At 37.4% G+C, this 23,182-nt stretch carries 19 protein-coding genes and 1 pseudogene; 7 read left to right on the forward strand and 13 right to left on the reverse strand.

The features are described from left to right. The 3 genes from ABNX05_RS20835 to ABNX05_RS20845 form a co-directional block, all read left to right on the forward strand. Nucleotides 1-219, forward strand: a 219-nt coding sequence (locus ABNX05_RS20835) for a hypothetical protein (protein ID WP_349661464.1), incomplete at its 5' end; no start/stop codon positions are given. A 161-nt stretch (nucleotides 220-380) separates the two neighbouring features. Then, on the forward strand, nucleotides 381-1,292 hold the full coding sequence (locus tag ABNX05_RS20840) for a CAP domain-containing protein (RefSeq protein ID WP_349661465.1): 912 nt from the start codon (nucleotides 381-383) through the stop codon (nucleotides 1,290-1,292). A gap of 437 nt (nucleotides 1,293-1,729) precedes the next feature. Then, entirely contained in the window at nucleotides 1,730-2,914 is a 1,185-nt protein-coding gene (locus ABNX05_RS20845; RefSeq protein ID WP_349661466.1) for a CaiB/BaiF CoA transferase family protein, read from the forward strand. Between the two features lie 109 nt (nucleotides 2,915-3,023). On the opposite strand, the gene ABNX05_RS20850 is transcribed toward ABNX05_RS20845, so the two are convergent. The 4 genes from ABNX05_RS20850 to ABNX05_RS20865 all read right to left on the reverse strand — a co-directional run bounded on the left by ABNX05_RS20850 (nucleotide 3,024) and on the right by ABNX05_RS20865 (nucleotide 8,237). Then, a complete protein-coding gene (locus ABNX05_RS20850; protein ID WP_349661467.1) occupies nucleotides 3,024-4,499 on the reverse strand; it encodes a hypothetical protein in 1,476 nt (491 codons plus the stop codon). Between the two features lie 387 nt (nucleotides 4,500-4,886). Next, on the reverse strand, nucleotides 4,887-5,441 hold the full coding sequence (locus ABNX05_RS20855; RefSeq protein ID WP_349661468.1) for an HPP family protein: 555 nt from the start codon (nucleotides 5,439-5,441) through the stop codon (nucleotides 4,887-4,889). A 229-nt stretch (nucleotides 5,442-5,670) separates the two neighbouring features. Beyond that, nucleotides 5,671-7,029: an acetamidase/formamidase family protein gene (locus tag ABNX05_RS20860; RefSeq protein ID WP_349661469.1), complete on the reverse strand. Its 1,359-nt coding sequence runs from the start codon at nucleotides 7,027-7,029 to the stop codon at nucleotides 5,671-5,673. Nucleotides 7,030-7,622: 593 nt separating this feature from the next. Then, nucleotides 7,623-8,237, reverse strand: a complete 615-nt coding sequence (locus ABNX05_RS20865) for a PH domain-containing protein (protein WP_349661470.1) — start codon at nucleotides 8,235-8,237, stop codon at nucleotides 7,623-7,625. A gap of 446 nt (nucleotides 8,238-8,683) precedes the next feature. Between ABNX05_RS20865 and ABNX05_RS20870 the strand changes: the two genes are divergently transcribed. Together ABNX05_RS20870 and ABNX05_RS20875 are read left to right on the forward strand one after the other, a co-directional pair. Beyond that, on the forward strand, nucleotides 8,684-9,406 hold the full coding sequence (locus ABNX05_RS20870; RefSeq protein WP_349661471.1) for a response regulator transcription factor: 723 nt from the start codon (nucleotides 8,684-8,686) through the stop codon (nucleotides 9,404-9,406). Next, the gene (locus ABNX05_RS20875) at nucleotides 9,403-10,794 is read left to right on the forward strand and encodes a sensor histidine kinase (RefSeq protein WP_349661472.1); all 1,392 of its coding nucleotides are present in this window, start codon (nucleotides 9,403-9,405) and stop codon (nucleotides 10,792-10,794) included. Before ABNX05_RS20870 ends, ABNX05_RS20875 begins: the two co-directional genes overlap by 4 nt. Nucleotides 10,795-10,821: 27 nt before the next feature. On the opposite strand, the gene ABNX05_RS20880 is transcribed toward ABNX05_RS20875, so the two are convergent. The 7 genes from ABNX05_RS20880 to ABNX05_RS20910 form a co-directional block, all read right to left on the reverse strand. Next, nucleotides 10,822-11,184, reverse strand: a complete 363-nt coding sequence (locus ABNX05_RS20880) for a YxeA family protein (protein WP_349661473.1) — start codon at nucleotides 11,182-11,184, stop codon at nucleotides 10,822-10,824. A 1-nt stretch (nucleotide 11,185) separates the two neighbouring features. Then, entirely contained in the window at nucleotides 11,186-13,054 is a 1,869-nt protein-coding gene (locus tag ABNX05_RS20885; RefSeq protein ID WP_349661474.1) for an FtsX-like permease family protein, read from the reverse strand. Then, nucleotides 13,041-13,808: an ABC transporter ATP-binding protein gene (locus ABNX05_RS20890; protein ID WP_323650654.1), complete on the reverse strand. Its 768-nt coding sequence runs from the start codon at nucleotides 13,806-13,808 to the stop codon at nucleotides 13,041-13,043. Before ABNX05_RS20890 ends, ABNX05_RS20885 begins: the two co-directional genes overlap by 14 nt. Nucleotides 13,809-14,098: 290 nt before the next feature. Further along, nucleotides 14,099-14,572 (reverse strand): glutathione peroxidase, encoded by a 474-nt coding sequence (locus ABNX05_RS20895; protein WP_349661475.1) that lies wholly within the window; start codon nucleotides 14,570-14,572, stop codon nucleotides 14,099-14,101. 18 nt (nucleotides 14,573-14,590) lie between these two features. Beyond that, nucleotides 14,591-15,925 carry an FAD-dependent oxidoreductase gene (locus ABNX05_RS20900; RefSeq protein ID WP_349661476.1) on the reverse strand — a complete coding sequence of 445 codons (1,335 nt, stop codon included), beginning with the start codon at nucleotides 15,923-15,925 and terminating at the stop codon, nucleotides 14,591-14,593. A gap of 13 nt (nucleotides 15,926-15,938) precedes the next feature. Next, nucleotides 15,939-17,084 carry a VanZ family protein gene (locus ABNX05_RS20905; protein ID WP_349661477.1) on the reverse strand — a complete coding sequence of 382 codons (1,146 nt, stop codon included), beginning with the start codon at nucleotides 17,082-17,084 and terminating at the stop codon, nucleotides 15,939-15,941. 349 nt (nucleotides 17,085-17,433) lie between these two features. Continuing rightward, a complete protein-coding gene (locus ABNX05_RS20910) occupies nucleotides 17,434-17,721 on the reverse strand; it encodes a DUF6509 family protein (protein ID WP_349661478.1) in 288 nt (95 codons plus the stop codon). A 167-nt stretch (nucleotides 17,722-17,888) separates the two neighbouring features. On the opposite strand from ABNX05_RS20910, the gene ABNX05_RS20915 reads away from it, so the two are divergent. Then, a complete protein-coding gene (locus tag ABNX05_RS20915; protein WP_349661479.1) occupies nucleotides 17,889-19,073 on the forward strand; it encodes an alanyl-tRNA editing protein in 1,185 nt (394 codons plus the stop codon). A gap of 575 nt (nucleotides 19,074-19,648) precedes the next feature. Here the strand turns inward: ABNX05_RS20915 and ABNX05_RS20920 are convergent. After that, complete coding sequence (locus ABNX05_RS20920) at nucleotides 19,649-20,464, reverse strand: metallophosphoesterase (protein WP_349661480.1); 816 nt, start codon at nucleotides 20,462-20,464, stop codon at nucleotides 19,649-19,651. A 341-nt stretch (nucleotides 20,465-20,805) separates the two neighbouring features. Between ABNX05_RS20920 and glnA the strand changes: the two are divergent. Continuing rightward, nucleotides 20,806-22,154: pseudogene (gene glnA / locus ABNX05_RS20925) on the forward strand (type I glutamate--ammonia ligase). Nucleotides 22,155-22,554: 400 nt separating this feature from the next. On the opposite strand, the gene ABNX05_RS20930 reads toward glnA, so the two are convergent. Further along, complete coding sequence (locus tag ABNX05_RS20930) at nucleotides 22,555-23,037, reverse strand: Lrp/AsnC family transcriptional regulator (protein ID WP_349661481.1); 483 nt, start codon at nucleotides 23,035-23,037, stop codon at nucleotides 22,555-22,557. Between the last annotated feature and the right edge of the window lie 145 nt (nucleotides 23,038-23,182).

Consider the following 23,182-nt stretch of genomic DNA (forward strand, 5'->3'; position numbering starts at 1 on the left):
GCGCTTTCGCACAAACAAAACCAAAACCTGCTGTTGCTGTCGCTGCGCTTTCGCACAAACAAAACCAAAACCTGCTGCTGCCGCTACGTTGCACTCACGCTTTCGCGCAAAAGACATCTGTTGGCCCAAGACCCTGCAGCGAAGCGGCTCATCAGACGCCCCCAGGAAGCTCTGCTCTACGCGAAAGCGAAGCGTCAGCTACAAAGCGCCCAGTCGTAACGGAAATCAACCCTACGTTATGGTAGCGAGCCATATAGTAGGGAAAGTTCCATAAATTTAGCATCGTTAACAGAACAAAAATATAGTAATTTATATCTATATAACTTTTAGTAATTCAATAGACTTTTATTATAAATTCACTTTAAGAAGAGGGTTTTAATATGTTGTTTCGTAAAGTAGCTCCAATAATGATTGGTTATAGTATGGCTTTATGGACAAGTACTTCTTTCAATCCAAATAAGTCAGCTCGTCCGAATGTAACAAAGACACAAAAAACTTTGTCACTACCTAGCTTTCAAAGTGACTATAAAATGAAATGGTATCGAGTAGCGACGAACTACGCCCCATTTTCCCTCGTAGGGAAATATAATTCTAATGAGGTTGGAGGATATGAAACACGTATTGGTCATAACGTATTTGGTGTTCGTATCGGTGCTAATCGAATAGATGTAAATAGAAAATACGGTCTTCCGCTTAGTGCCATTCACTATGAAAATACGAGCTATTTGCTCAATTACAACGATCATGAAGGTAATACTACACACGGGACCTATTTCATTGATAATCACTACGTTACTTTTTTCTATGATTTACACAAAAACAATATAGTTCGTTCTATTATTTGGATACATGCTAAAACCGAATTAAGTAAACGTGGTTATTATGGTAAACCATCCAATGAACTACGAACAGGACTTGAAGATTTAATGGTTGATCTTATTAACCATGAGCGAGTTATAAAAGGTTTGCAACCACTCATTTACGACAAAGGGGCTAACCCTATCGCTCGGCAACATAGTAGCAATATGATTACACATCAATTTTTTAGTCATGAAGATCATAAAGGTAATCATTCCAACGACCGCCTCACTGCTGGGGGAGTTAATCACTATTGGTACGGCGAAAATATAGCGCAAGGTCAGCATAATAGTATATTTGCTCATGAAGCACTAATGAATTCAAAAGGACATCGTATAAATATTTTAAGGAAAGAGTTTACACATATTTTTGTTGGTGTTTGCTTTAAAGATAACGGTGCACCCTATTATACGGTTAACTTTTATTCTAAATAGTTGAACGGTTAAAGTTGATCAACGATATATGAAAATCTCTATGCAGAAATCTATTGCATAGAGATTTTTTACACTCTTATAACAACCGTTATCTGGAATATTCAACAAAAATTCTTCTGTAACCACAGAAAACACTTCTGCCCCACGCATCCAACCGGAAACAAGATCATCTCCTCGTTATAGTGACAATTATATTTTCTGATTTTTTTTACTTTTATCGTTATTCTGACATATAATTTTTTGACTAATTATTTTATAATAAAATTTAACATAGTCAAGCCATCAATTCTTCTGTTATAATACTGATAATTTACATTCAAGCTGTATTAATACAACTTGAATAAATGCTTTTCACAAAATGGGGATTATGAGAAAAGCGCTGCAATGCATTCTTGAATAGATGGCAATGTAGCCTACACAAAAAGGGGTTGGGAGATTTGGGTATTTTAAAGGGGTTAAAAATTCTCGATTTTTCTGCATTACTACCGGGGCCAATGGCGACAATGATATTTGCTGATTTAGGCGCAGAGATTATTCACGTTGAATCCTCAAAACGCGTAGATTTAACGCGTATTATGCCTCCTTACGATGATGATCACGAGGCCTATATTCATCAACATTTAAATCGCTCTAAAAAGTCATTAACATTAAATTTAAAATCACCTGAAGCTATAGAAATTGTGAAGTCACTCGTTAAAGAGTACGACATAATTATCGAAGGATTTCGGCCTGGCGTCATGCAACGGCTTGGCATTGGCTACGAAGCTCTAAAAGAAGTAAATCCTCAGGTTATTTATTGTGCTATTACAGGCTATGGACAAACTGGACCATTTAGCAATCGGCCAGGACATGACAATAACTATTTATCATTAGCTGGCTTACTCGATTATTCACGCCATAAAGATAAAAAACCTGTCTCCATGGGTGTTCAGCTAGCTGATATTGCTGGGGGCACGATGCATGCGGCAATTGGAGTACTCGCAGCTGCTTTACATCGTGAAAAAACAAGAGAAGGACAATATATTGATATCAGTATGACCGATGCTGTATTTTCGCTCAATGCTATGTATGGGTCTGCCTATATTGGCGGTGGTCGCGTACCTCAGCCCGAGCAAGAAATTTTAAACGGTGGCAGCTACTATGACTTTTACAAAACAAAGGATGGCCGATTTTTCTCAGTAGGAAGTCTTGAACCTCAATTCCGCAAATTGCTTTGTGAAGCGCTTGATATTCCCGAGCTCATTGATAATACGTTTAATGATTCATACTATACACAAATTCGTTTTAAAGAAGCCGTCCATGATGCATTCTTATCGAAGACTTACGAAGAATTGCTTGAAGTGTTTAACGAGGATTTCGAGGGATGTGTCGAACCAGTATTAACGTTTCCAGAAGCGTGCGAGCATCCTCAGCTCAAAGCTCGTGGGATGATTGTTGATATTCCTAAAAGCGACGGTACTACACAAAAGCAAATTGCATCAGCGTTTAAGTTTGACGGCGTTAAGCCGCAGTACAAGCATGTCGGTGCTAAGCTTGGAGAGCATAATGAGGAAGTGTTATCTTCACTTGGCTATAGCGTCGAGCAAATTGCAGACTTACAGAACAAAGGAGTTTTAGAATAAAAAATAAATAAAGTGTCTAATGTTGTATTTATAACACATTAGACACTTTTTTTGTATTTCTAATCAACTACGCCTCGGCATAATTGTGCCCTAAATCGGCTGATAAAAGTTAAACATACGCACTTATAAAGACCCGTAACTTTTCGAAATGATCATCTATGAGTAAATATTTTTTATATATTTCCATTAATTTTTCAAAAAGCTCGTACTGCTCCGTTACAAATAACACCTTTAAAATATTGAGCATATGCAAGGATGCGCTCATTGCCACCAAAGAGTAAGGCGTTTCTGGCTGACGATAATGCTGGCGCCACTCTTCAACAGACAAGCCAATATGCTGTAATGAATTATTTACATGGAGAGCGATATCCTGCTGAACTGACGCTTCAATCGCAATAAATTGCTCATTAGTATAATTGTTCTGTACTAAAGAGGCATGTATTTTTTTATTAGACGCTAATACATGTTCCTTTAAAAGTTGAAGCCCCTCTTGATAACGCTCCATTTTTACGTAATGATCCAACAATACTGCATACAAGTTCTCTAAAAAGTTTAGTTCATAATTTTTAATAATTGCAGGAGGTGTTGGCTTACGATTCGGCAATAACTCCTTATATTCCAACAAAATCTCTATCGCGTAATTATTAAGTCGTTCATCTTCTAATAAATACTCACCGTAGTGAATAACAGTTTCAGGATTCTTCTCCTGGTGTGCTATATGAAACTGAAGATAGGCAATCAGAGCTTTTTCTTTCTCTGTCAATGCATACATTGAATAACGCCAATCCGCTTCAAAGGAAGTAATTAAAGCTTTAACGCATGAATAATCTCCTTCAGATAGACGATAATGCGTTACAATTTGGTAAAGATGTAACTGCTTTTTTGCTAAACAAGTAGAATTACAGTTATCCACGTAGGTTATACACTTATCCAGAGTTTTTTTATAATTATCCACAAAGTTATTCACATATCCACAGGTTTTTCTTGTAGATTGTTCAACATGACCCATCATTTCATGGATAAATGTGAATTGTTCTAATGGTTTGTGGATAAACAGTGAATAAACTTTTTTCATGAAAAGCCAATGCCAAAATTGAGTATCTTCTTTATAAATCATATGCACTAAATACTCATTTTCAAATTTATATAAAAATATTGTTTGTAGTTCGTTGACTGGCATTGTAATTTGCATTCGCTTTCCGAAAATTAGCCAGATTAATCGCTCTAAGTCCATTGTGTGCTGTGCAAAAAGTTGTTCAAAAAAGGTCTCCTTGCCTTTTTGCGTATAAAAAAAAGCATTGAGACGTTCATTCACAAATTTAGTATCCAAGCCATACTTGTTAAAAAAAGTTTGCATATCTATCGTCACACGACCCCAATATTTTCGCGCAGTTGAAAACGCAATATTCATCGCAGTTTCCTCATTCACTAAAAATAAGTTCGGTGAAAGTGCAGTACCTAGAATTTTCGGGTCTGCCGGTGAATCACTCTCTGCCTCTAACCATTTTGACAGTAATTTTTCAGCACCCTTTTCACCATTATGTTTATATGTCATGAATAACTGCTCATCACAATCCAACAGCATGCAACTGGAGCCCCCCATCAAATTCAACCAACAACGATCTTCCCCTATTCTGTAAAATACTTGCCAAACCTTTTAACTCTCTTTCTTCAATATAACAAATCTTATCAATCATATGCTAAAGAAATCGAAATATGCATAAAAGAAGATAACAAAAGTGTTCGTGCAAAATTGACAACTTTGACCACAATCCCTAAAAAATCATCTAAAAGTCAAATATCTCAAAGATAGGCCAAGATTAATTTCGCAGTTTAAAAGAAGAGCAGCCAAAATAATTACAAAAAACATCCTTCAAATTATTGAAGGATGTTTTTGCATCGAAAGCGTAACGACAATGTTTGTTTTTGTGAAGCACAACACATTTTTTCACAACTTGCTAAAATTTATTCCTCACCAAAATAAAGGATACTTCCGTGTTTCACGTAGATTATTTATCATAAGACCAAAAAATACGATAATGAGAGCACCAATAAGAACGGGCGTTACTAGATAGCTCCATCCATAGCCTCCTAAAATAATAATAATTGGATTCGCTCCTGCTGGCGGATGAATAATTCCTAAAAAGGCCATAAAAAAAATGGTTAAACCTACGCCAAGGCTAATTGAAACGATGCCCGTCCCTAATAGCGAATACACGGTTAAGCCGATAAAAGCTGAAATCAAATGACCTCCAATAATATTTCGAGGCTGGGACAACGGCGCATTCCAAACAACAAATACGAGTACACAGCTCCCACCAAGTGAAGCCATTAGCCATGGGGCACCTGTATGGTTCGTCAACCAAAGCAAAACAGAAATACATATTAATCCACCGATTGCACCTGTTATGGCATCAGCAAAATTTGTTCGTGAAGGAGCATTTCCCCCACCTTTCATCTTGAATATGTATGTTTTAATAGGTTTTGATTTCCCTTCGTCGTCCTGCAAGCGCATGAAATCTGCCATGAGTCACCTTCCTTTTACTCAAAATTCTATAGAAACCGTATCGATTTTTGTTTATTCTAAGCTTGTTCTATTATAACAACTACTAAATAGAATTCAATTTCGCAATGTCAAATTTTGAATCTGCCTTCAGCCAAATAAAAGCTCAATAATTTTTGGCCTTATAACCAATAAAAAAAGCAAACTATGAAATCCTCTAGTTTGCTTTCTTTTTGGTTTTTTCAGTATTCATTTAATCATATTGTTTTTTGACTGGTTTATAAATTCTTGCTTTTTTCAGGACTGTTTTAGGTACTTGGAATGTTGCTGTTACGACACCTGGATGACGACCAATTTCAATCGATCCTGTAATCGTCGCTCGATTCATAACTTCTGGCTCGCTCATTTCAAAAAGCCTTGTAGCTCGGCTGATAGCATTAGTTGTTGCTTCATTTAATGATGTTCCTGAGCCAACAATCGATACCGGGAATGCTTCCTCCACTTGCTTAACGCCAAATTCCTCTGCAAGCTCACGTGCGCGACGTTTTTCTTCCTTTGTAAAAGGTTTAGCCGTATAAGGTAAATCCTCTGTATTTGGCAATAAAATAGGGCCATCCAAAGCTACTTTTTTCAACACACTTACCTGAAGCTGAACTATACCAGCAACATCCGTTGTATGTCCTGCAATTTCTCCGTCCCCTTGCATTGCGTGCATATCACCAATATACACACCACCACCTGGGACTTTTACTGGGCAAATAATGGTTGCCCCCTCACGAACACGACTTATATCCATATGTCCATCTGTACGGTGTGTATCTAATTCCGTCTGCGTAAATGAATATTCATGGGGTGCACCGATTAAAAACGAACCAAAATCACCCGCATTGTGGGAATCTGGCATTGCCTTTGAAGGCGTCGTTCCAAGCTGCCCTAGAAACGGTCGCATTCTTGCCATAACACCTATCAAATCACTTGGCGCTAACGCAACTACAGGATTTTGCACAGAGTTTTCAGGTGTACGCATATAATTTTTCGCATCAAGTGCAATACGGCGAGCCCCTTCTCGCCCAACCGTTACACCAATATTCCCCTTATGATCTAACGCCATCGTATAGCCATTCGTCATGTTAAATGGTGATGTTTCAGTATCACATGTCGAACAGCGAATAGCCTGCCGACCTATCCCTTTGACAACTGTATTCGGATGAAGCTTACCACAGCCTGGGCATTTTACTGATACGAATGGATCACCAATGAAACGATCTATAATTACCTCATCATGCCCAGATGCTGTTGCTACAGATGTTACCTGTAGTGATTTAATCTTGATAACAATGGCGTCTCCTACCTCTGCACCTTCTACAAATACAGGCTTTGTTACTTCATGCCCACCACGAATCGTCGGTGTTAGCATCGGGCCCCAACATCCTGGTGTCGTATTAGCAATGATTGTTCCACCATCTTTGATAGGTCCAAGCATTTTCTGTTGTGGATCTAAAATACCATCTATGAACTCATTTACGAATAATGTTTCGACGGCTTGCGGCTGCTGTACAAGATCTTCATTTTGTACTTCTTCTTTTTCTAGCACATGCAATTCATTTATCATTTTTTCGTCACGCCCCTAGTTTTTATTTTATGTATATTAATTTTTGTTCAATTATGATCAGTATAATTCCGTGACACCCGCTAAAAGAAATTAAATTTGATTTCAACACTTTAAATAACTCTTTGTAGTATATTGTCGATTGTAAAACTAAATTCGACATCAAGTTCGATAGTTCCTTCCATTTTGAGGGGAATATCAGGAATCGTATGTATTGAATAATTATAGTAGCGTTGAAATTCTTTTTTCTTCGGTCATGATTCCCCCTAATAAAATGGCTATTAGATATATGGAAAATTATGACGTTTATTTTACATATTTTCAACCTTTTATACATAAAAAAGCACAGACTCATACAAATGCATTGTAAAATTCTGTGCTTTTATTGTAATTACCTCGAGCACCTTCATTCCTTTTAGATGTAGGCAGTTTTAGGACTATAAAAATAAGCGTCGCAGTTAGTAAGAGCGCTAAAACAATATTGAAAGTATTAGGTGGACCAAGAACTCTGTGAAGTAATTTATCAAATGTTGGTATATCCAAGATAAGAACCCTAAAATAAAAGACTTCTAATACTCCCGTAGCCCTTTATCACTTTAGTTATTAACATATAAATCAAAAACTTGAGAGAAATCTTCTTTTTTGTATTTGTCCTTATGATCGATCATCCAATCATTCGCAAAACGTGTAATCTCCTCGAATGATGCCGATGGTGTAACATTGTCATTACCGATACGACCAATGGATGAAGAAGCAATCGATAAACTTTTTTCTGCTACCTCTAGCTTGTATGCATTTTGCTTTTGCTCATAGCTAATAGCATGCAACGCTTTATACAAATCTTTAATATCATTAATAAAACGTTTATGAATGTCAATTGAAAATGGCGTATTGTCGATTGTAAATTTAATTTCAACATCAAGGTCAATAGTTCCTGCTGTTTCCAGGAACACTTCACTAATATTGTGCATTGAGTAGTCGTAACGACGTAATAATCGCTTCTTACTTATCGCACTTTCACCATCTACATGAATAATTGCTCGATTTGTAAAGCAATACTCGTCCGCCTTCGTCTTAATTAAGAAATAAATTTTCTCGTCAATTTCATGCAGGATGAAATCATCTGCATCTGCCTTATCATAATCCTCCCGAGCCACAACTACTCCAATATCTGAAAGTCCAAGCGCGTCTGCTGCTATTTTTTTGAACATCTTTTTCCCTCCTAGATGGTTTGATACTCTTATTACGCTTTCTATCTGTAAAAAGTTTCAAAAGAGACTGTTAATCGTGAAAGCTCGAGCGCTCAGTAATGGAACGCTATAGCTGGTTAGTACTCTAATGTAAAAGCTGCTTTGATATAGACTTTTCAAACGAGTATATAAAGCATTAATTTTGGATCATCACCAAAAGTATCCACAACTTTTGGTTTTAATCCTAACTGATCGATATTTAAGTAATGTCTCAATTCCTTTTTTAAGCAAGTTTCATTTATAATAAGTCACATAAGACACTTCAATCGGTGGGCAAATCCCAAGCTATGCGACCATTATCTTGGCACTTCTGTTATTAACTGAATAAGGAAATGTTTATCGAGCTACTGCTAAACATATAGCCATACGCAAATCTTAAAATAATCAAGAGAAAGGACGAGTGAACCATGCAAGAACCAACTATTCTAGTGGTGGATGATGAGGCTGATTTAGCAAACCTTCTAAAAGTCAGCCTCCAAAAAGAAGGGTATAAACAAATTCATACAGCTGGCTCCATTCAAGAAGCCTGGACGAGCTTTCAACAAGCACAACCTGATATTGTACTTCTTGATGTGATGCTTCCCGATGGCGAGGGCTATGATTTATGTCGTCGTATTCGAGAAGTATCGCATGTACCAGTACTATTCATGTCAGCGAAAAATGATGAAATTGATAAAATTTTAGGACTTGCTATCGGAGGAGACGATTATATTACGAAACCTTTTAGTCCTAAAGAGGTTGCCTATCGCGTGAAGGCACAACTTCGCAGAGCTGGCTATCAAACGCAAGAAGTAGCACCAGTACCTTCCGAGAAGTCAATTCAAGTTGGCCCATTCTTACTTAATGGTGATGAAACGGAGGTACATAAGGACGGCGTTTTATTGGAGCTAACAGCGAAAGAGATCGGCTTGATGGCTTGCTTTATGAATAATCCTAATCGAATTTTAAGTAAAGAAACACTGTTTGAGCGTGTATGGGGAGAGGACTTTTTCGGCTCAGACAATACCGTAATGGTGCATATTCGGCGTCTGCGTGAAAAGGTTGAAAATGATGCATCCAAGCCTGTGTATATTACAACTGTAAAAGGGCTTGGCTATAAATTGGTAGTTCCAAAAGAGGAGCAAGTATGAAATGGAAATTAACAGCTAGATTCCTTTTGTCTGTGCTGTCTATTGTTATTATTGTTATTTTCGTAAATACAGCCATTTTAATTGGGTTTTTCATTTTTCAACAGGGAAATAAATACGATAATACAACTTCCTATTCAGAAGAAAACTTCGTGCGTGAGTTCCAACAATATATTGATATAAGTAATGGAACGCCAACAGTCAGCAATGATGGACTTCAACAATTGCATCAGCGAAATGCTTGGATTCAATTACTTAATAATAATGGACAGGTCGTTGAAGCCCATTTCGCTCCAGAGAAAGCTCCTGCACATTATGCGCCGATTGATTTAATTCAAGTTTATAAATATAAAGAATTCGACGTAGATACAACCGTATATGTGGGAAGTAAAGAAAGCATTAGTTATCTTATCGGCATCGAAGGAAGCGGCGTTACTAGATATGTCACTCATTTTTCTAGTTCTTCCGTATTACAGTTTATTGGCAAGTTTGGTTTGCTCATTGTCATTGCTGATTTATTAGTAGCTACGCTCGTTGGCTGGCTTTTCGGTCGAACATTGACTAAGCCTCTACACGCAATGATTGAACGTATTCGTCATTTAAAAAATCATGATCATGTGACTAGTAAAATGCCAGGTGGTGTGTACAAACCTGTTTTCGAGAATTTAAATGAAGTATCAAAAGAGCTTGCCGCACACGAGCAGGAACGAAAACGACTTGAGATGATGCGCGAAGAATGGATCAGCAATGTGTCACACGATATGAAAACTCCCCTTGCTTCGATCCGTGGTTATGCGGAGCTACTGAATGATGGAAAATTGACTACTGATGAACAAACAGACTACGCTCACATTATCGAAAAACAATCATTGCATATGCAAAATTTACTGGATGATTTAAACTTAACTATGCGATTAAGACATCAGCAGCTTCCGCTCAGCTTAACCGAAGTAAATATGGTGCAATTTATTCGTGAAATCGTTATTGATACACTCAATACCCCTCAATATGAGGAGGCCAATATTGAATTTAATGCAACTAACGATGTTATCAAGCATCACATTGATGAGCACTTTATGCGACGAGCAATAATGAATTTTTTACACAATGCATTGCTTCACAACCCTTCTGATGTATCAGTTACTATTCTTGTTGAAGATTATTCAATTACGATTTCTGACAACGGTAACGGCATTTCTGAAGAAGACCTTGAACATATTTTTGAGCGCTATTATCGAGGTACAAATACTGAGCAAACACACGGTACTGGGTTAGGTACTGCTATCGCTAGAGATATTATTGAAGCACACGGAGGAACTGTAACGATTACCTCCGAAGAACAACAAGGTACAACTGTTAGCATTCAATTACAAGAAGACAAAAAGGAGTAGCCCTATGATCGGGACTACTCCTTCTTCTTATTTCTTCATTAGCTCCTGTACTTTTGCAGGTAGCTCATTGAATTTTACTTCATCATATGATGTAACTTCCGTTTCTTTTTTTACATAAAGCTTCATATATGCATCGTGGCGTAAGTTTTTATGAGCTGAAAACTTTAATGTTTGCTCTTTACCGTTTTCGTCATAAGCAGGTATCTCGTACCAATACATTTTCATAATTTCTCCACTATCTAGCTTATATTCGTCTACATCACCATCAGTAGTAATATGGACATAGTATGCTTCTTTATTTAAACGGTTAAAATCTACAGTCATCAGAACAACAAGACCTGCTACGAACAATAAAAACAATGCTCCTATACCTAAGAAAACTTTTTTCATCTTAATTCCCCTGTCTAACAATTTTATAGAATGAACGAACTGTAAAGATATAATATACGCCGTAAATTGCAGAATAAGCAATCATCCACAGTATTACTGGTTTCGTTATATCCATACCAAATAGTTGTGAAAAGGCTATCAGCGCAAATGCACTATGTGCGATACCAACAATGAGTGGTGCACTAAAGATCACGGCAACCTGCCCTGCAACTGTTTTTAATATCTGCTTTTTATTAACACCGATTTTATTTAAAATTGCATATTTAGACTGATCTTCCTCTGCCTCTGTTAAAATTTTAAAGTAAATAATACTTCCTGTCGCTGCTAAAAATACTAATCCTAAAAAGCTTCCTACAAACAATAGTGACCCTACAGTAGCTAAACTATCCTCATAACTTTGCGGAACACTTGAAAAACCTTCCTGCTGTTCAGTAGCTAGTTGATTGGAAATCTCTTTTGAAATCGCCTGTTGCTTCAAGTCATTATCCATACCAACTACTTGCATTTTAACATTTTCTGCATTTGTTACAGCGAATACTTTATCATTCACAACGAGTACTGTACCAGCTGGAATAAAGTTTAATACACTCTCTGTATACATTTTATCAACATGGAATGATTCCCCGTTTTCCAATTTAAACTCCTCACCCGTAAAATCATGTGAGAAACGTTCATCAAAAGTTGCATCAAGTAACACTGTTGAACCATCTGCAATGTGCAGTTCTTCATCTTTACCCTGCAATTTTGCTAAACGATTATAGTCGGATTCCTTTAATAATGTATATTCAAAAAACGAATATTCATTATCGACACGTAAATTTTTTACAGAAAGCTCTTCGTTGTATAAGACGTCTTCTTGTGAAAATTTTACTGTCTCACCCTTCCACATAAATGTGTTAGGTAACATATGACGTACAGTTGCTTCCGCATTGTAATACATACCGAAAACGCCGCCACCTGCTGTGATCGTTGTCGCACTTAAAATAGCGATGATTGAAAGAGATTTAGCATTTGCTCGGATACGGTACAATAATTGTGATACACCGATTAAATTCAAGCCTTTCCATGACCAAGAAGTTGCTTTTTTCAACGCCGTTAATACAAATACGCTAACACTATGGAATAATAAATATGTCCCTGCAATCGTTACACCTATCACCATTAGTGGAGTACCTAGTACTGTGAAAAATCGCCAAATCTTGCTCGTAAACATATCTTGAGACGCTGTGTAATAACCAAATGCAATTAGCGCTGTCCCAAGAATAGCTGCTAATAATGATGCACGTGGTATTTTCTCTCCTTGCTTCTCTGCATGGAACAAGTCAATTAGTTTAAATTGATAAATAACACGGTAGCCCTGTAAAGATGTGAATAAAAATAGTAGCGCAAAAATGCCTGTTGTATTTACTAGAGCCTCAGAGGAAAAAGTTAAACTTCCTACAACCTCATAGCCCATTAAACGAACTAAAATCATTAATAGCCCTTGTGACATAAAGAATCCAAGAATAATTCCTAGTACTAGTGAAACAAGTCCAATCACTAAATTCTCGAAAAAGAGCATTAAGCCAATTTTCTGCTTACGCACACCTAGTAAAGAGTAAAGTGCTACTTCCTTTTTTCGTCTCTTCATAAAAAACGAATTGGAATACGCCATAAAGATGATGATAAAGAATAATAGCACAACGGATGATGCACTCATCAATCCTTTAATTTGCTGCGATGATTGTTTCAATGCTGAAAGATCATCATTATATTTCAATGTCACAAACGTAAAGTAGATGACGATACTAAAGACCATCGAAGCGATATATAAAAAGTAATTCGACAAATTGCGCTGAATATTTTTACGCGCTAAACTAAATAACGTCATTTACTCCACCTCCGATGCCAGCAAGCACCTGTAAAATCTCTTGGAAGAACTGCTTTCTTGTTTGAGTACCACGATGAATTTCCTTAGAAAGCTGTCCGTCCTGAATGAATAGAATGCGTTGGCAGAAGCTTGCTGCGAATGCATCGTGCGTAACCATCATAATAGTGGACGCTTGTGAATTATTTAAATCACTTAAACTTTCAAGCAAGTCTGTTGCTGATTTTGAATCAAGAGCACCTGTTGGCTCATCCGCAAAGATTAGTTTCGGCTCTGTAACTAACGCACGTGATGATGCTGTACGTTGCTTTTGCCCACCTGAAATTTGATATGGGTATTTATCAAGTAACTCTTTTATCCCAAACAGTGTTGCTATGCGTTCTACCCTTGCGTTAATTGCCTTTGTTGGCACTTTTGCAATCGCAAGAGGCAGTACGATATTTTCACGAACTGTTAAAGAATCGAGTAAGTTATAGTCTTGGAAGATAAAGCCTAGATTGTCGCGACGAAAATCCGCTAACTCCGCATCCTTCATGCGCGCTAAGTTTGTATCACCAATAATAATTTCACCAGTCGTTGGCGTATCAATTGTGGCTAACACATTTAATAGCGTCGATTTCCCAGCCCCTGAAGGCCCCATTACACCAACAAACTCTCCTTTTTCTACTTCAAATGATATATTCGATAGCGCTGTAAATGTATTTGCGCCTTTGCCGTAAGTCTTTTCTACATTTTGTACCTTTAATAATGGCGTCATAAACGCTCACCTCTTCTTTCTGACTTTAGTATACGCCCTCAAACTTACAACAAATTTGTCCCAAGCTTACAACAACCTTAAATCAACCTATCCACATGACATACGTTTTAACAAAGTGTCACCCAACTTTTTAGCTTTATCGATAAACTTTCATGTTTTATCACCCAACTTTTGAATTTTATCTACTAACTTTTACGTTTTATCACCCAACTTTTAATTTTTTCGGCATCCACCTGCCTAAGAGCAAAAAAGGATTCACACACAAAACTGTGCGTGAATCCTCAACTTTATTATGCTAATGCCTTTTGTATATCGTCTTCAAAGCTACTTGGCTTATCAGCTGATCCATAGCGTCCAACAACATCACCATTACGATTCACAAGGAATTTTGTGAAATTCCACTTTACACTGTTGCCGAGAAAGCCTTTTGAATGCGATGTCAAATGCTCAAAAATAGAGTGTGCATCCTTACCATTGACCTTCACAATTTCATGCATAGGGAACGTCACCCCATATGTTAAACGGCATTGTGACGCCGCTTCCTCAGCAGTCGCTACCTCTTGTTTAAACTGATTGGATGGGAAGCCAAGAACAACAAGACCTTCATCCTGATATTTTTTATACAGACCTTCTAATTCTTCAAACTGCGGTGTAAAACCACATTTGGAAGCCGTATTAACAATTAGCATTGCCTTGCCCTTATAACGATCTAAGCTATATTCAGTACCATCTTCTAAAGCAACCTGAATATCGTAAATGCTCATTTCTAATAACCCCCTTCGTTATAAACGCGCATTTATTCTGGCCACCTGCTGTAGTGGATCCCAAACACCATTAAATGGAGGCGCGTAGGCTAAATCTAAATCTAGTAAATCTGGTAACGTCATTTTATTGTATAAGGCTGTCGCAAACACATCGATCCGTTTATCAACACCTGCCGGACCAACAATTTGTGCGCCCAAAAGCTGTTGATCTCGTTTACGAACAATAATTTTAATAAACATCCGTTGGGCACCTGGATAATATCCCGCAATATGGCGCGCAGACAATTTAAATGCCTCATATTCAAAACCTAGCTCTTTAGCATTGCGCTCATTAATACCAGTCGTGGCAATCGTTAAATTGAAAAACTTTAAGATCGACGTACCTACAATCCCACGAAACGGCGCGAACTTGCCCGACATATTGAGTCCCGCTAAACGACCTTGCTTATTAGCTGTCGTTCCAAGAGGAATATAATCTAGGCGTTCTTTCACAATATTAAAATGCGTTGCACAATCTCCCGCCGCATAAATATTTTCAACAGATGTCTCTAAATGTCGATTGACGATAACCGCACCATTTTTCTCTAGTGCTATACCTGTACCTTCTAAAAATTGAGTATTTGGTTTAATCCCCGCAGCCATAATGACTAAATCCGTATCAAATGCGCCATTGTCTGTTATAACACGCTCAACACGGTGATTCCCCTCAAACGCCTCTACTTTTGTATTTAACACAAGTTCGATATCATTCTTTTTCGCTTCTTCATGAACATGTTGTGCAAGCTCTTCATCTAAAATTCTTGCAACATAGCTACCTCGTTGGATCAATCTTACGTTTTTGCCGCAAGCATGGATCGTCTCAGCCATCTCTAGCCCAATATACCCTGCGCCTATAATTGTTACATTTTCTATATCAGGCGTTAAATCGGCTAGTAACTCATCTAGCTGAGGTATTGTTTTCACCGTGTGTATACCCGCCAAATCCGAACCCTTCTCCACAGGCATAATAGGATCCGCGCCCGTTGCAATAAGTAGCTTATCATAAGGAATTTCAAATGATTCACCAGATGACTGTGTACCAAAAACAAGCTTCTTGTCTACATCAATTCCTTTAACCTCATGACCAACACGAGCATCAATACCGTACTTATCACGAAACGTTTCTACATCTCTTGCTATGAGACGCTTTGTCGATGAAATACGCCCATCTACAACATAAGGCAAGCCACACTGCCCATATGAATAAATTAATCCACGTTCTACCGATGTAATCTCTGCTCCTGGTACATTTCGATATATTTCCATTGCTGCTGACATACCCGCAGCATCTCCCCCGATGATTACGTATTTCATCCAATAATCCCCCTTATTTTTTTCTCGTTGCTAGTAAGCCTGCATAATAGTCCATAAATAAACGGCGTCTGCCTCCACTTGCGATGACACGTATTACATGAATAGCGATAACCATCATTAGAACAAAGTTCGCTATAAAGACTAACAATGTAATAACAATTTGTAGTACATAAAATGGTGAATCCATATTTAATTTTATGTTCCCTATAATTGTTATAATCTCCGAAGTACAGACTATCACCAGAATAGCAACACAACGGCGCCAAGATTGGCTGACAATACTTTTGCCGTTTTCACTGACCATTGTAAAGCGCATAAACTTCATCCCTAATGTTGCCCCGTTTGTAAGGCTTGGAACAACACCAAAGAGCAACATATATAAAGCAATTTTCACTAAAAACTCAAACATACCACTATATCCTGTTACAGCACTACTGATGAACAAAATGATTTGTGCGATAAATAAATCTATTGCTAGTGCCAATAAAATTGATAATGGTTTGACAATATCTTTCTCGACCATTTCTGCTGCTTTAGCCGTCACCTTTTCATGAGAAGGAAACAGCGCCCACACAACAGGGGCTAAGAAGAACCCTAATAGCGCACCAACACTGTTAAGTATTAAATCATCCACATCAAAAATTCGATACGCACAATTAAAGATGCCATAAATTCCTGTATATTGGGTTACCTCATAAAACAATGTTAGCAAAAAGCTAAATAGAAATGCACGTTTCCAGTACTTTCTTTTTTTAAGGAAATAACGCAAGTACACGCCAAAAGGCATGAGAAGCAAGAAATTAAAAAATGCCTGAAAAAAAGCAGGCTGCTTCGGTATATAAATCCATGTTGAAGGATTCGTCAAAACAATCCCACTATCCTTTAAAATATCCGTAACAAATTGAAAAGGATGTAAATTATAATGGACTGTATCTGGGGCTTGCAAAGAGCAAGTATCCCGTGTTTCTGGGAAAGGCAATAAAACTAAGCATAATGCCGATAAAAAGTAAAAAATAAATGAGAACGTAATAATAGTTTTGGATACAGATAAGTAGCCATATTTCCGATACGTATAAATTAGCCAAGGTACAAATAGCATAAAGGATGAGAAAATTGTTATTAATAAAGCTACCATTATAGAATGTGTATAAACTGACATAGAACACCTCTTCGTTTAAAAATCGGCTATTCACCATAACGTATGGTTGATTTCCGTTCAGGCTGAGCGCTTTTTGGGACAGTGCATCCAATGAGCCGCTTTAGTGATAAGCCTAAAAACACCCGTTTTTTATTTCTTAAACTTAGTTTACCCTTTTAACACAACACTACTATTTCATTAATCTTAAATAATCCTTAATTAGTGATGTAAAGTTAAAATTCCGCTTAGACTCCCAGGAGACAAACAAGAGTACACCAATGTAACTTGTGCCTGTCCACAGAAAGCAAAGCGGAATATTATCGAATAAGAAACTATTTATTTTTGTTGGAAATGCTTTTACGCAGACCTACTACGCTTTTGCGATTTCCTCTTTGCAGAATGTTAAAATCTCTTCTAGCTCTTCATCCTCTAATGCAAAATCTAAATACTCACCTTCTGCTTTTTCCATGATGAAGTAATTTAAAACAAATGACTCTTCACCTTTTTCAGCGATTAGTACACGAATTTCAATTCCTGCTTCGTGATAAAGCTCATCTTCTTCATCAATATCTACATCCAAAATAAATTCGTAACGCTTGCCTTCAATAATGTTTGTTGGGTCTAAAATTTCTTCCATTGAGAATTGTGTAATTTCCATTGTACGATCTCCTTTAAGTTAACCTGTTCTTATATATATTAAATCAAATTCAGCATGGGTCAAATAGAAAACTCGTATACACTTGAAAGTAATTATGCCACAATGAAAATAAATTAATTGAGAGACGTGATTCTCTTAAGGATTCTCTACATAAAGGAGGCTTTTTCTTGAAAGAACTACTATATTATCAAGATGTTATGCTACGTGAATTTAATGCAACAATTGTCAATAAAGGAACCGATATCGATGGCCGCAACTACGTGGTGCTATCAAATACTGCATTTTATCCAACAGGAGGCGGACAACCTCATGACACTGGTACTTTAAATGATATAGAGGTTATCGAGGTTGAGAAAATCAATGATGAAATTCGCCATTATATTCAAGGCGACTCTTCTAGTTTAGTTGGAGATGTGCATGGACAATTGAATTGGCAACGACGATTTGATCATATGCAGCAGCATGCAGGTCAACATATTTTAACAGCGGCCTTTGTCGAGCTTTTTGATGCACCAACTGTTAGCTTCCATTTAGGTAGTGAGCAAGTCACAATTGATATTGCCGTAGATGTCCTAACGGAAGAACAGCTTGTGGCCGCGGAAGCCCGTGCCAATGAAATTATTTTAGAGAACCGCCCAATTGAAACGACATGGATTACAGAAAAAGAATTAGAGAACTACAGCCTACGTAAAGATGTAGCCGTTACAGGAGATATACGGCTTGTTATTATTCCAGACTTTGATTACAACGGTTGTGGCGGTACACATCCAACATCAACAGGACAAGTCAGCGCAATAAAAATTCTTGGCACAGAAAAAATGAAGGGCAATATTCGTGTCTCCTTTGTATGTGGTCATCGAGTTTTAGCGGAGCTAGCCATGCGAAAGAAAGTTCTAGCTGACGTTGCAAGACAATTAAGTGTACCTGAAGTTGAAGCAGCTACAGCACTTACAAAAATCTTAACAACACAAAAAAGTACAGAAAAGGCACTTGTGGCGGCAAAAGAAGAGCTGTTAAATTATGAAGCAAAAGCGCTAGTTTCTAGTAAAGAACGTGTTATTACTGCCGTCTTTACTCAGCGTACTATGCAGGAGCTTCAAAAATTAGCTCGAACTGTTGTCACTGAGCAGGTAGAAGCTATCGTATTACTTGTTTCAGAAAATGAAGACAAGCTTCAGTTTGTCGCAGCACGTGGTGCAAAAGTTGAAAAGAGTATGAAGGACATTGCCGCAAAGGCACTGCCACTCATTAATGGAAAAGGCGGCGGCAGTGATCAGATGGTGCAAGGCGGTGGCGAGCGTATCATCTCTACCGAGCAACTATTTGAAGCAGTACAAGAAGTACTAAACTGACCTTTTCGAAAATAAATTACAACAAAGGAGCTAATCCATTACTGAGGTAGCTCCTTTATTCATTTATGCACGCCATCACTTGCTGCACATTCTATTGCTGCCATCTCCCCATCGATAATTATCCACAGACAATTGCTCAGCTAAAGCAATTGATCCCTCAATAAATTATTTTTATCCACACATTATCCACAACCGATACACAAATTACCCACAGATCTTCTCGATTATATTTAATCGATTCACCAGTTCAACAGTTGAATTAAATTGAGTAATTTTTCATAGATACCTGATTATAAAAACAGAATAGTTTCTAGTACCGCTCGGACTACTCTTTGAATTCCCAATCGTAGTTCTCTTTTTATCGTCCATAGGCATCCTAACAGCCGTATCCATAAAAAATACGAGGCTGGTCTTATATCGGGATGGGCATTGGTTCTGCTGTGATTACACCACCCGATTTTATTAGTCAGCTACTCGTATTCATTCCAATGATTATTTTATACGGAATACTCATTTATCTTGTTAAACGTATAGAGCGTAAACAAAAATAAGCACTGCGAGCAAAGACGCAGTGCTTATTTTTTCTTTAATTCCATTACAAGAATTTCTGGTGGATTAAAAATTCGAATAGGTACTGTACTATTACCTAATCCTCGACTAACGGCCATAGTTGTTGTTCCTTCTTCAAAAACACCTGCCGTATACTTCGGAAGTATTCCCTGTCCTCGTGCGAAAAGACCACCAATACCAGGAATTCGAACTTGTCCACCATGTGCATGTCCTGCAAATACTAAATCAATTCCAAAGTCCACATACGTATTAAACACTTCTGGTCGATGCGCTAGTAAAATCGTTAATATATTTGGTGGAACATTTTTTGTTGCTATCTCTAGCATTTCTTTCGTTGTTCTACCCGATAACGGATCTTCGATGCCAACAATCGCCAAGCGCTCCCCGTCGCGCTCAATGACGGTCGATTCATTGGACAATACATGTACACCTAACGATGATAGCTCGTCATAAATTACATTCACTTTATTCGTCGCTACTTCATGGTTTCCTAGCACATAATAAACATCCGCTAATTTAACTAATCCCCTAACAGCCTGCAAGCTTCGCTCCAAATTATAACGATTGCTATCAACTAAATCACCTGTAATAAAAATCAGGTCAGGATTTGTTGCCTTCACCTTTGCTATGAGTTTCTCTTGATGTTCACCAAAGAGAGCATCCTGTAAATCTGTTATTTGCGTAATGCGTAGTCCATCAAAGCCGGCGGGCGCTTTTTCTGACTCGAATTCATACTTGCTTACAACCAGCCAATGATTGTTTACGTACAAAAAAATGACTATAAAAACAACAAAAAAAGCTACATATAATAATTTTTTCAATCGCAATCGCTCACTTTGTGGCTACTTTTTCAGATAAAAATCTGACTCCCCTATTATAAGCATAAAATAAGGTAATTGTAAGCATATGCTCTAAAAATCCACAAATCGAACAAAAGACTAAATCCACCTTCCCGTTAGTCCATGTTCCCTATTCTTTAGAAACAACACTATTTTTTTAATAAAATTTTTCTAAATATCAAAATGAAAGAATAATATTCTTTTATTTTTAAAAACACAAAAAAGTAGATACTACAAATCAATTTAGTGTTAGTATTACTTACACGGAATGGCATCGGATGGCATTTGATGTTAGGTAATCTAACACACAGGAGGTAATATCTATGCTTGCAATTACAAATCATGAAAGTAAAGTTCAAGAAGTTAAGAAGATGATTAATGAACATATGGTTGAATTGTTACATTTACAATTTGTAGATATTGAAGGGACGCTTAAGCAAGTGACTGTTACAGTTGAACAATTAGAGGATGCCATAGAAGGAAGGATTATGTTTGATGGCTCTTCAGTTATTGGTTTTTCTCCTATTCATAAATCAGATCTATACCTTCAACCTGATTTAAATACTTTTGCAGTTTTCCTTGGTCTATTGAAACCAATTATTCCGAGGCTCGCTTCCTCTGTAGCGTTACAAATCCAGACGGTACTCTTTTTGAAGGAGATACACGGAATATATTAAAAAAATCTGTAGAAAGAGCTTCAAAACAGGGCTATACCATTTTTGCAGGTCCCGAACTTGAGTTTTTCTTGTTCCAAAAAGATGCAGATGGAAAGATTACGAATAAAACACAGGATGAAACAGGATATGCCGCCCCATCACCTAATGACTTAGGAGAACCTGTTCGGTTAGAAATTTACCGTGCGCTAAAAGCAATAGGATTTACAATCGAAACAACTCATCATGAGAGGGCTATTGGTCAACACGAAATCAATTTCAAATTTGCAGATGTACTTGAGGCCGCAGACAATGCAATAACTTACAAATGGGTAGTAAAAACAATTGCAAAGAAGTTTGGTTTGCATGCATCATTTATGCCCAAACCGATTTCTGGAGTCAATGGTTCTGGAATGCACGTTAATATGTCTTTTTTTAAAGAAGGTCAAAATGCGTTTTATGACACATATGACGATCTTCAATTGTCAGAGACAGCCTATCAATTTATTGCAGGTTTAATGCAAAACGTGAAGAACTTTACAGCCATAACGAATCCACTTGTAAATTCTTATAAACGCTTAATCCCTGGCTATGAAGCACCTTGCTATATCGCCTGGTCCGCTTCCAATTGCTCTGCTTTAATCCGAATCCCAGCAAAAAAAGGTAATGCAACTCGTGTTGAACTTCGATGCCCAGACCCATCCGCTAACCCATATTTGGCATTTGCAGTCATTGCTTCTTCTGGTTTAGATGGTGTTGAAAAAGGACTGATTCCTGTAGATTCTATAAACGATGATATCTTCCATATGTCTAAAGAGGTTCGAATGGAACGCGGCATTGAGGAATTGCCCGGAAGTCTAGAAGCTGCCATTGAAGCATTTGAAAATGGGGATATTGGCTTAAATGTGCTAGGTAACCATGTTTTTAAGGAGTACATCTCTCTTAAGAAGTTAGAATGGAATCATTATCGTACAGTTGTTCACTCTTGGGAGCTCGAACAATACCAAGCTAAATTTTAGACTCTTTCAGGGAAGAATACTCCCTTATGACTTTCTTACACTCTGATTTTACCTTTCGTTCTAATGACTTAATAAAGAAAGTTCAATATGCAACCTTAATTCGGTCACTCACTGGATTAATCATGATTACAGCCATCTCAGATAATCTGACATACTTGCCTTAACAAGCCCAAAAGCCTACGCACTCTTTCTTTTCCCTCCTTTGGAATCCATCAACAAAACGCGGAAAAACATATGTTTCACAATCGACATGAACAAAGCCGATTTTTCCTACTTTAAGGAATCATCGGCTTTATTTGTTGGATTAAGGCAATGAAGTTAAAATAACCTCTATGACTTAAGAAATTGAATGCCAGAATAAGGCTTGTCTTCTTTCTATTATCATCTTAGCCTCTATTCGTTAAACGATAGGCAATGTCGTAGTATTCTTGATTTCCCTGATTGAAACGATCGTTTGAATCCGCCCAACGAAGGTAAAATAATTTAATTTTCTGATAAAACTTTGCAGTTCCTCTTTATTTCTATTTGCTACTTTCAACATATAGTCGTACTCACCCGTAAGACATTGAAATTCGAGTACCTCAGGCATTGATTTGATTTCCTGCTCAAACTCCTCAAGCTGTTCTGCTTGATGAAGATTGGTGCTAAGAAGAATAAAGCATACTAGCGTAAAACCAAACATGCTTTGATCGAGAATAGCCACGTGCCGATTAATGAAACCCTCACTCTCAAGCCGTTTGACCCTTGCATGAGTGGCAGGAGGAGAAAGTTTGACCCGTCGAGCTAAATCTGCGTTACTCAACTGAGATTCTTTTTGAAGCAAATCCAGAATAAGCAAATCCAATTCATCCAAAGCCTTTCTAGCGGGTGTTGATTCTATCATAAAACCCCTCTTTTCTCGTATATTATTCCATATTATATATTTTCTACGGAATAAGGAAAAGAAAAAAATTATCACTTATTGGATATTTATTCGCTCAGACTTTGTTTTATAATGCTTTAATTACTGTTCATTGACATCCTAGAAA

Source organism: Lysinibacillus zambalensis, from assembly GCF_040183165.1.
GTDB lineage: Bacteria > Bacillota > Bacilli > Bacillales_A > Planococcaceae > Lysinibacillus > Lysinibacillus zambalensis.

Coding starts and splice junctions, on each gene's coding strand:
- ABNX05_RS20880 (WP_349661473.1), bottom strand. CDS start 11,184: ATGAAAAAAGTTTTCTTAGGTATAGGAGCATTGTTTTTATTGTTCGTA.
- ABNX05_RS20870 (WP_349661471.1), top strand. CDS start 8,684: ATGCAAGAACCAACTATTCTAGTGGTGGATGATGAGGCTGATTTAGCA.
- ABNX05_RS20890 (WP_323650654.1), bottom strand. CDS start 13,808: ATGACGCCATTATTAAAGGTACAAAATGTAGAAAAGACTTACGGCAAA.
- ABNX05_RS20840 (WP_349661465.1), top strand. CDS start 381: ATGTTGTTTCGTAAAGTAGCTCCAATAATGATTGGTTATAGTATGGCT.
- ABNX05_RS20885 (WP_349661474.1), bottom strand. CDS start 13,054: ATGACGTTATTTAGTTTAGCGCGTAAAAATATTCAGCGCAATTTGTCG.
- ABNX05_RS20910 (WP_349661478.1), bottom strand. CDS start 17,721: ATGGAAATTACACAATTCTCAATGGAAGAAATTTTAGACCCAACAAAC.
- ABNX05_RS20905 (WP_349661477.1), bottom strand. CDS start 17,084: ATGTCAGTTTATACACATTCTATAATGGTAGCTTTATTAATAACAATT.
- ABNX05_RS20850 (WP_349661467.1), bottom strand. CDS start 4,499: ATGCTGTTGGATTGTGATGAGCAGTTATTCATGACATATAAACATAAT.
- ABNX05_RS20930 (WP_349661481.1), bottom strand. CDS start 23,037: ATGATAGAATCAACACCCGCTAGAAAGGCTTTGGATGAATTGGATTTG.
- ABNX05_RS20875 (WP_349661472.1), top strand. CDS start 9,403: ATGAAATGGAAATTAACAGCTAGATTCCTTTTGTCTGTGCTGTCTATT.
- ABNX05_RS20900 (WP_349661476.1), bottom strand. CDS start 15,925: ATGAAATACGTAATCATCGGGGGAGATGCTGCGGGTATGTCAGCAGCA.
- ABNX05_RS20865 (WP_349661470.1), bottom strand. CDS start 8,237: ATGTTCAAAAAAATAGCAGCAGACGCGCTTGGACTTTCAGATATTGGA.
- ABNX05_RS20895 (WP_349661475.1), bottom strand. CDS start 14,572: ATGAGCATTTACGATATTCAGGTTGCTTTAGAAGATGGTACTGAATAT.
- ABNX05_RS20855 (WP_349661468.1), bottom strand. CDS start 5,441: ATGGCAGATTTCATGCGCTTGCAGGACGACGAAGGGAAATCAAAACCT.
- ABNX05_RS20860 (WP_349661469.1), bottom strand. CDS start 7,029: ATGATAAATGAATTGCATGTGCTAGAAAAAGAAGAAGTACAAAATGAA.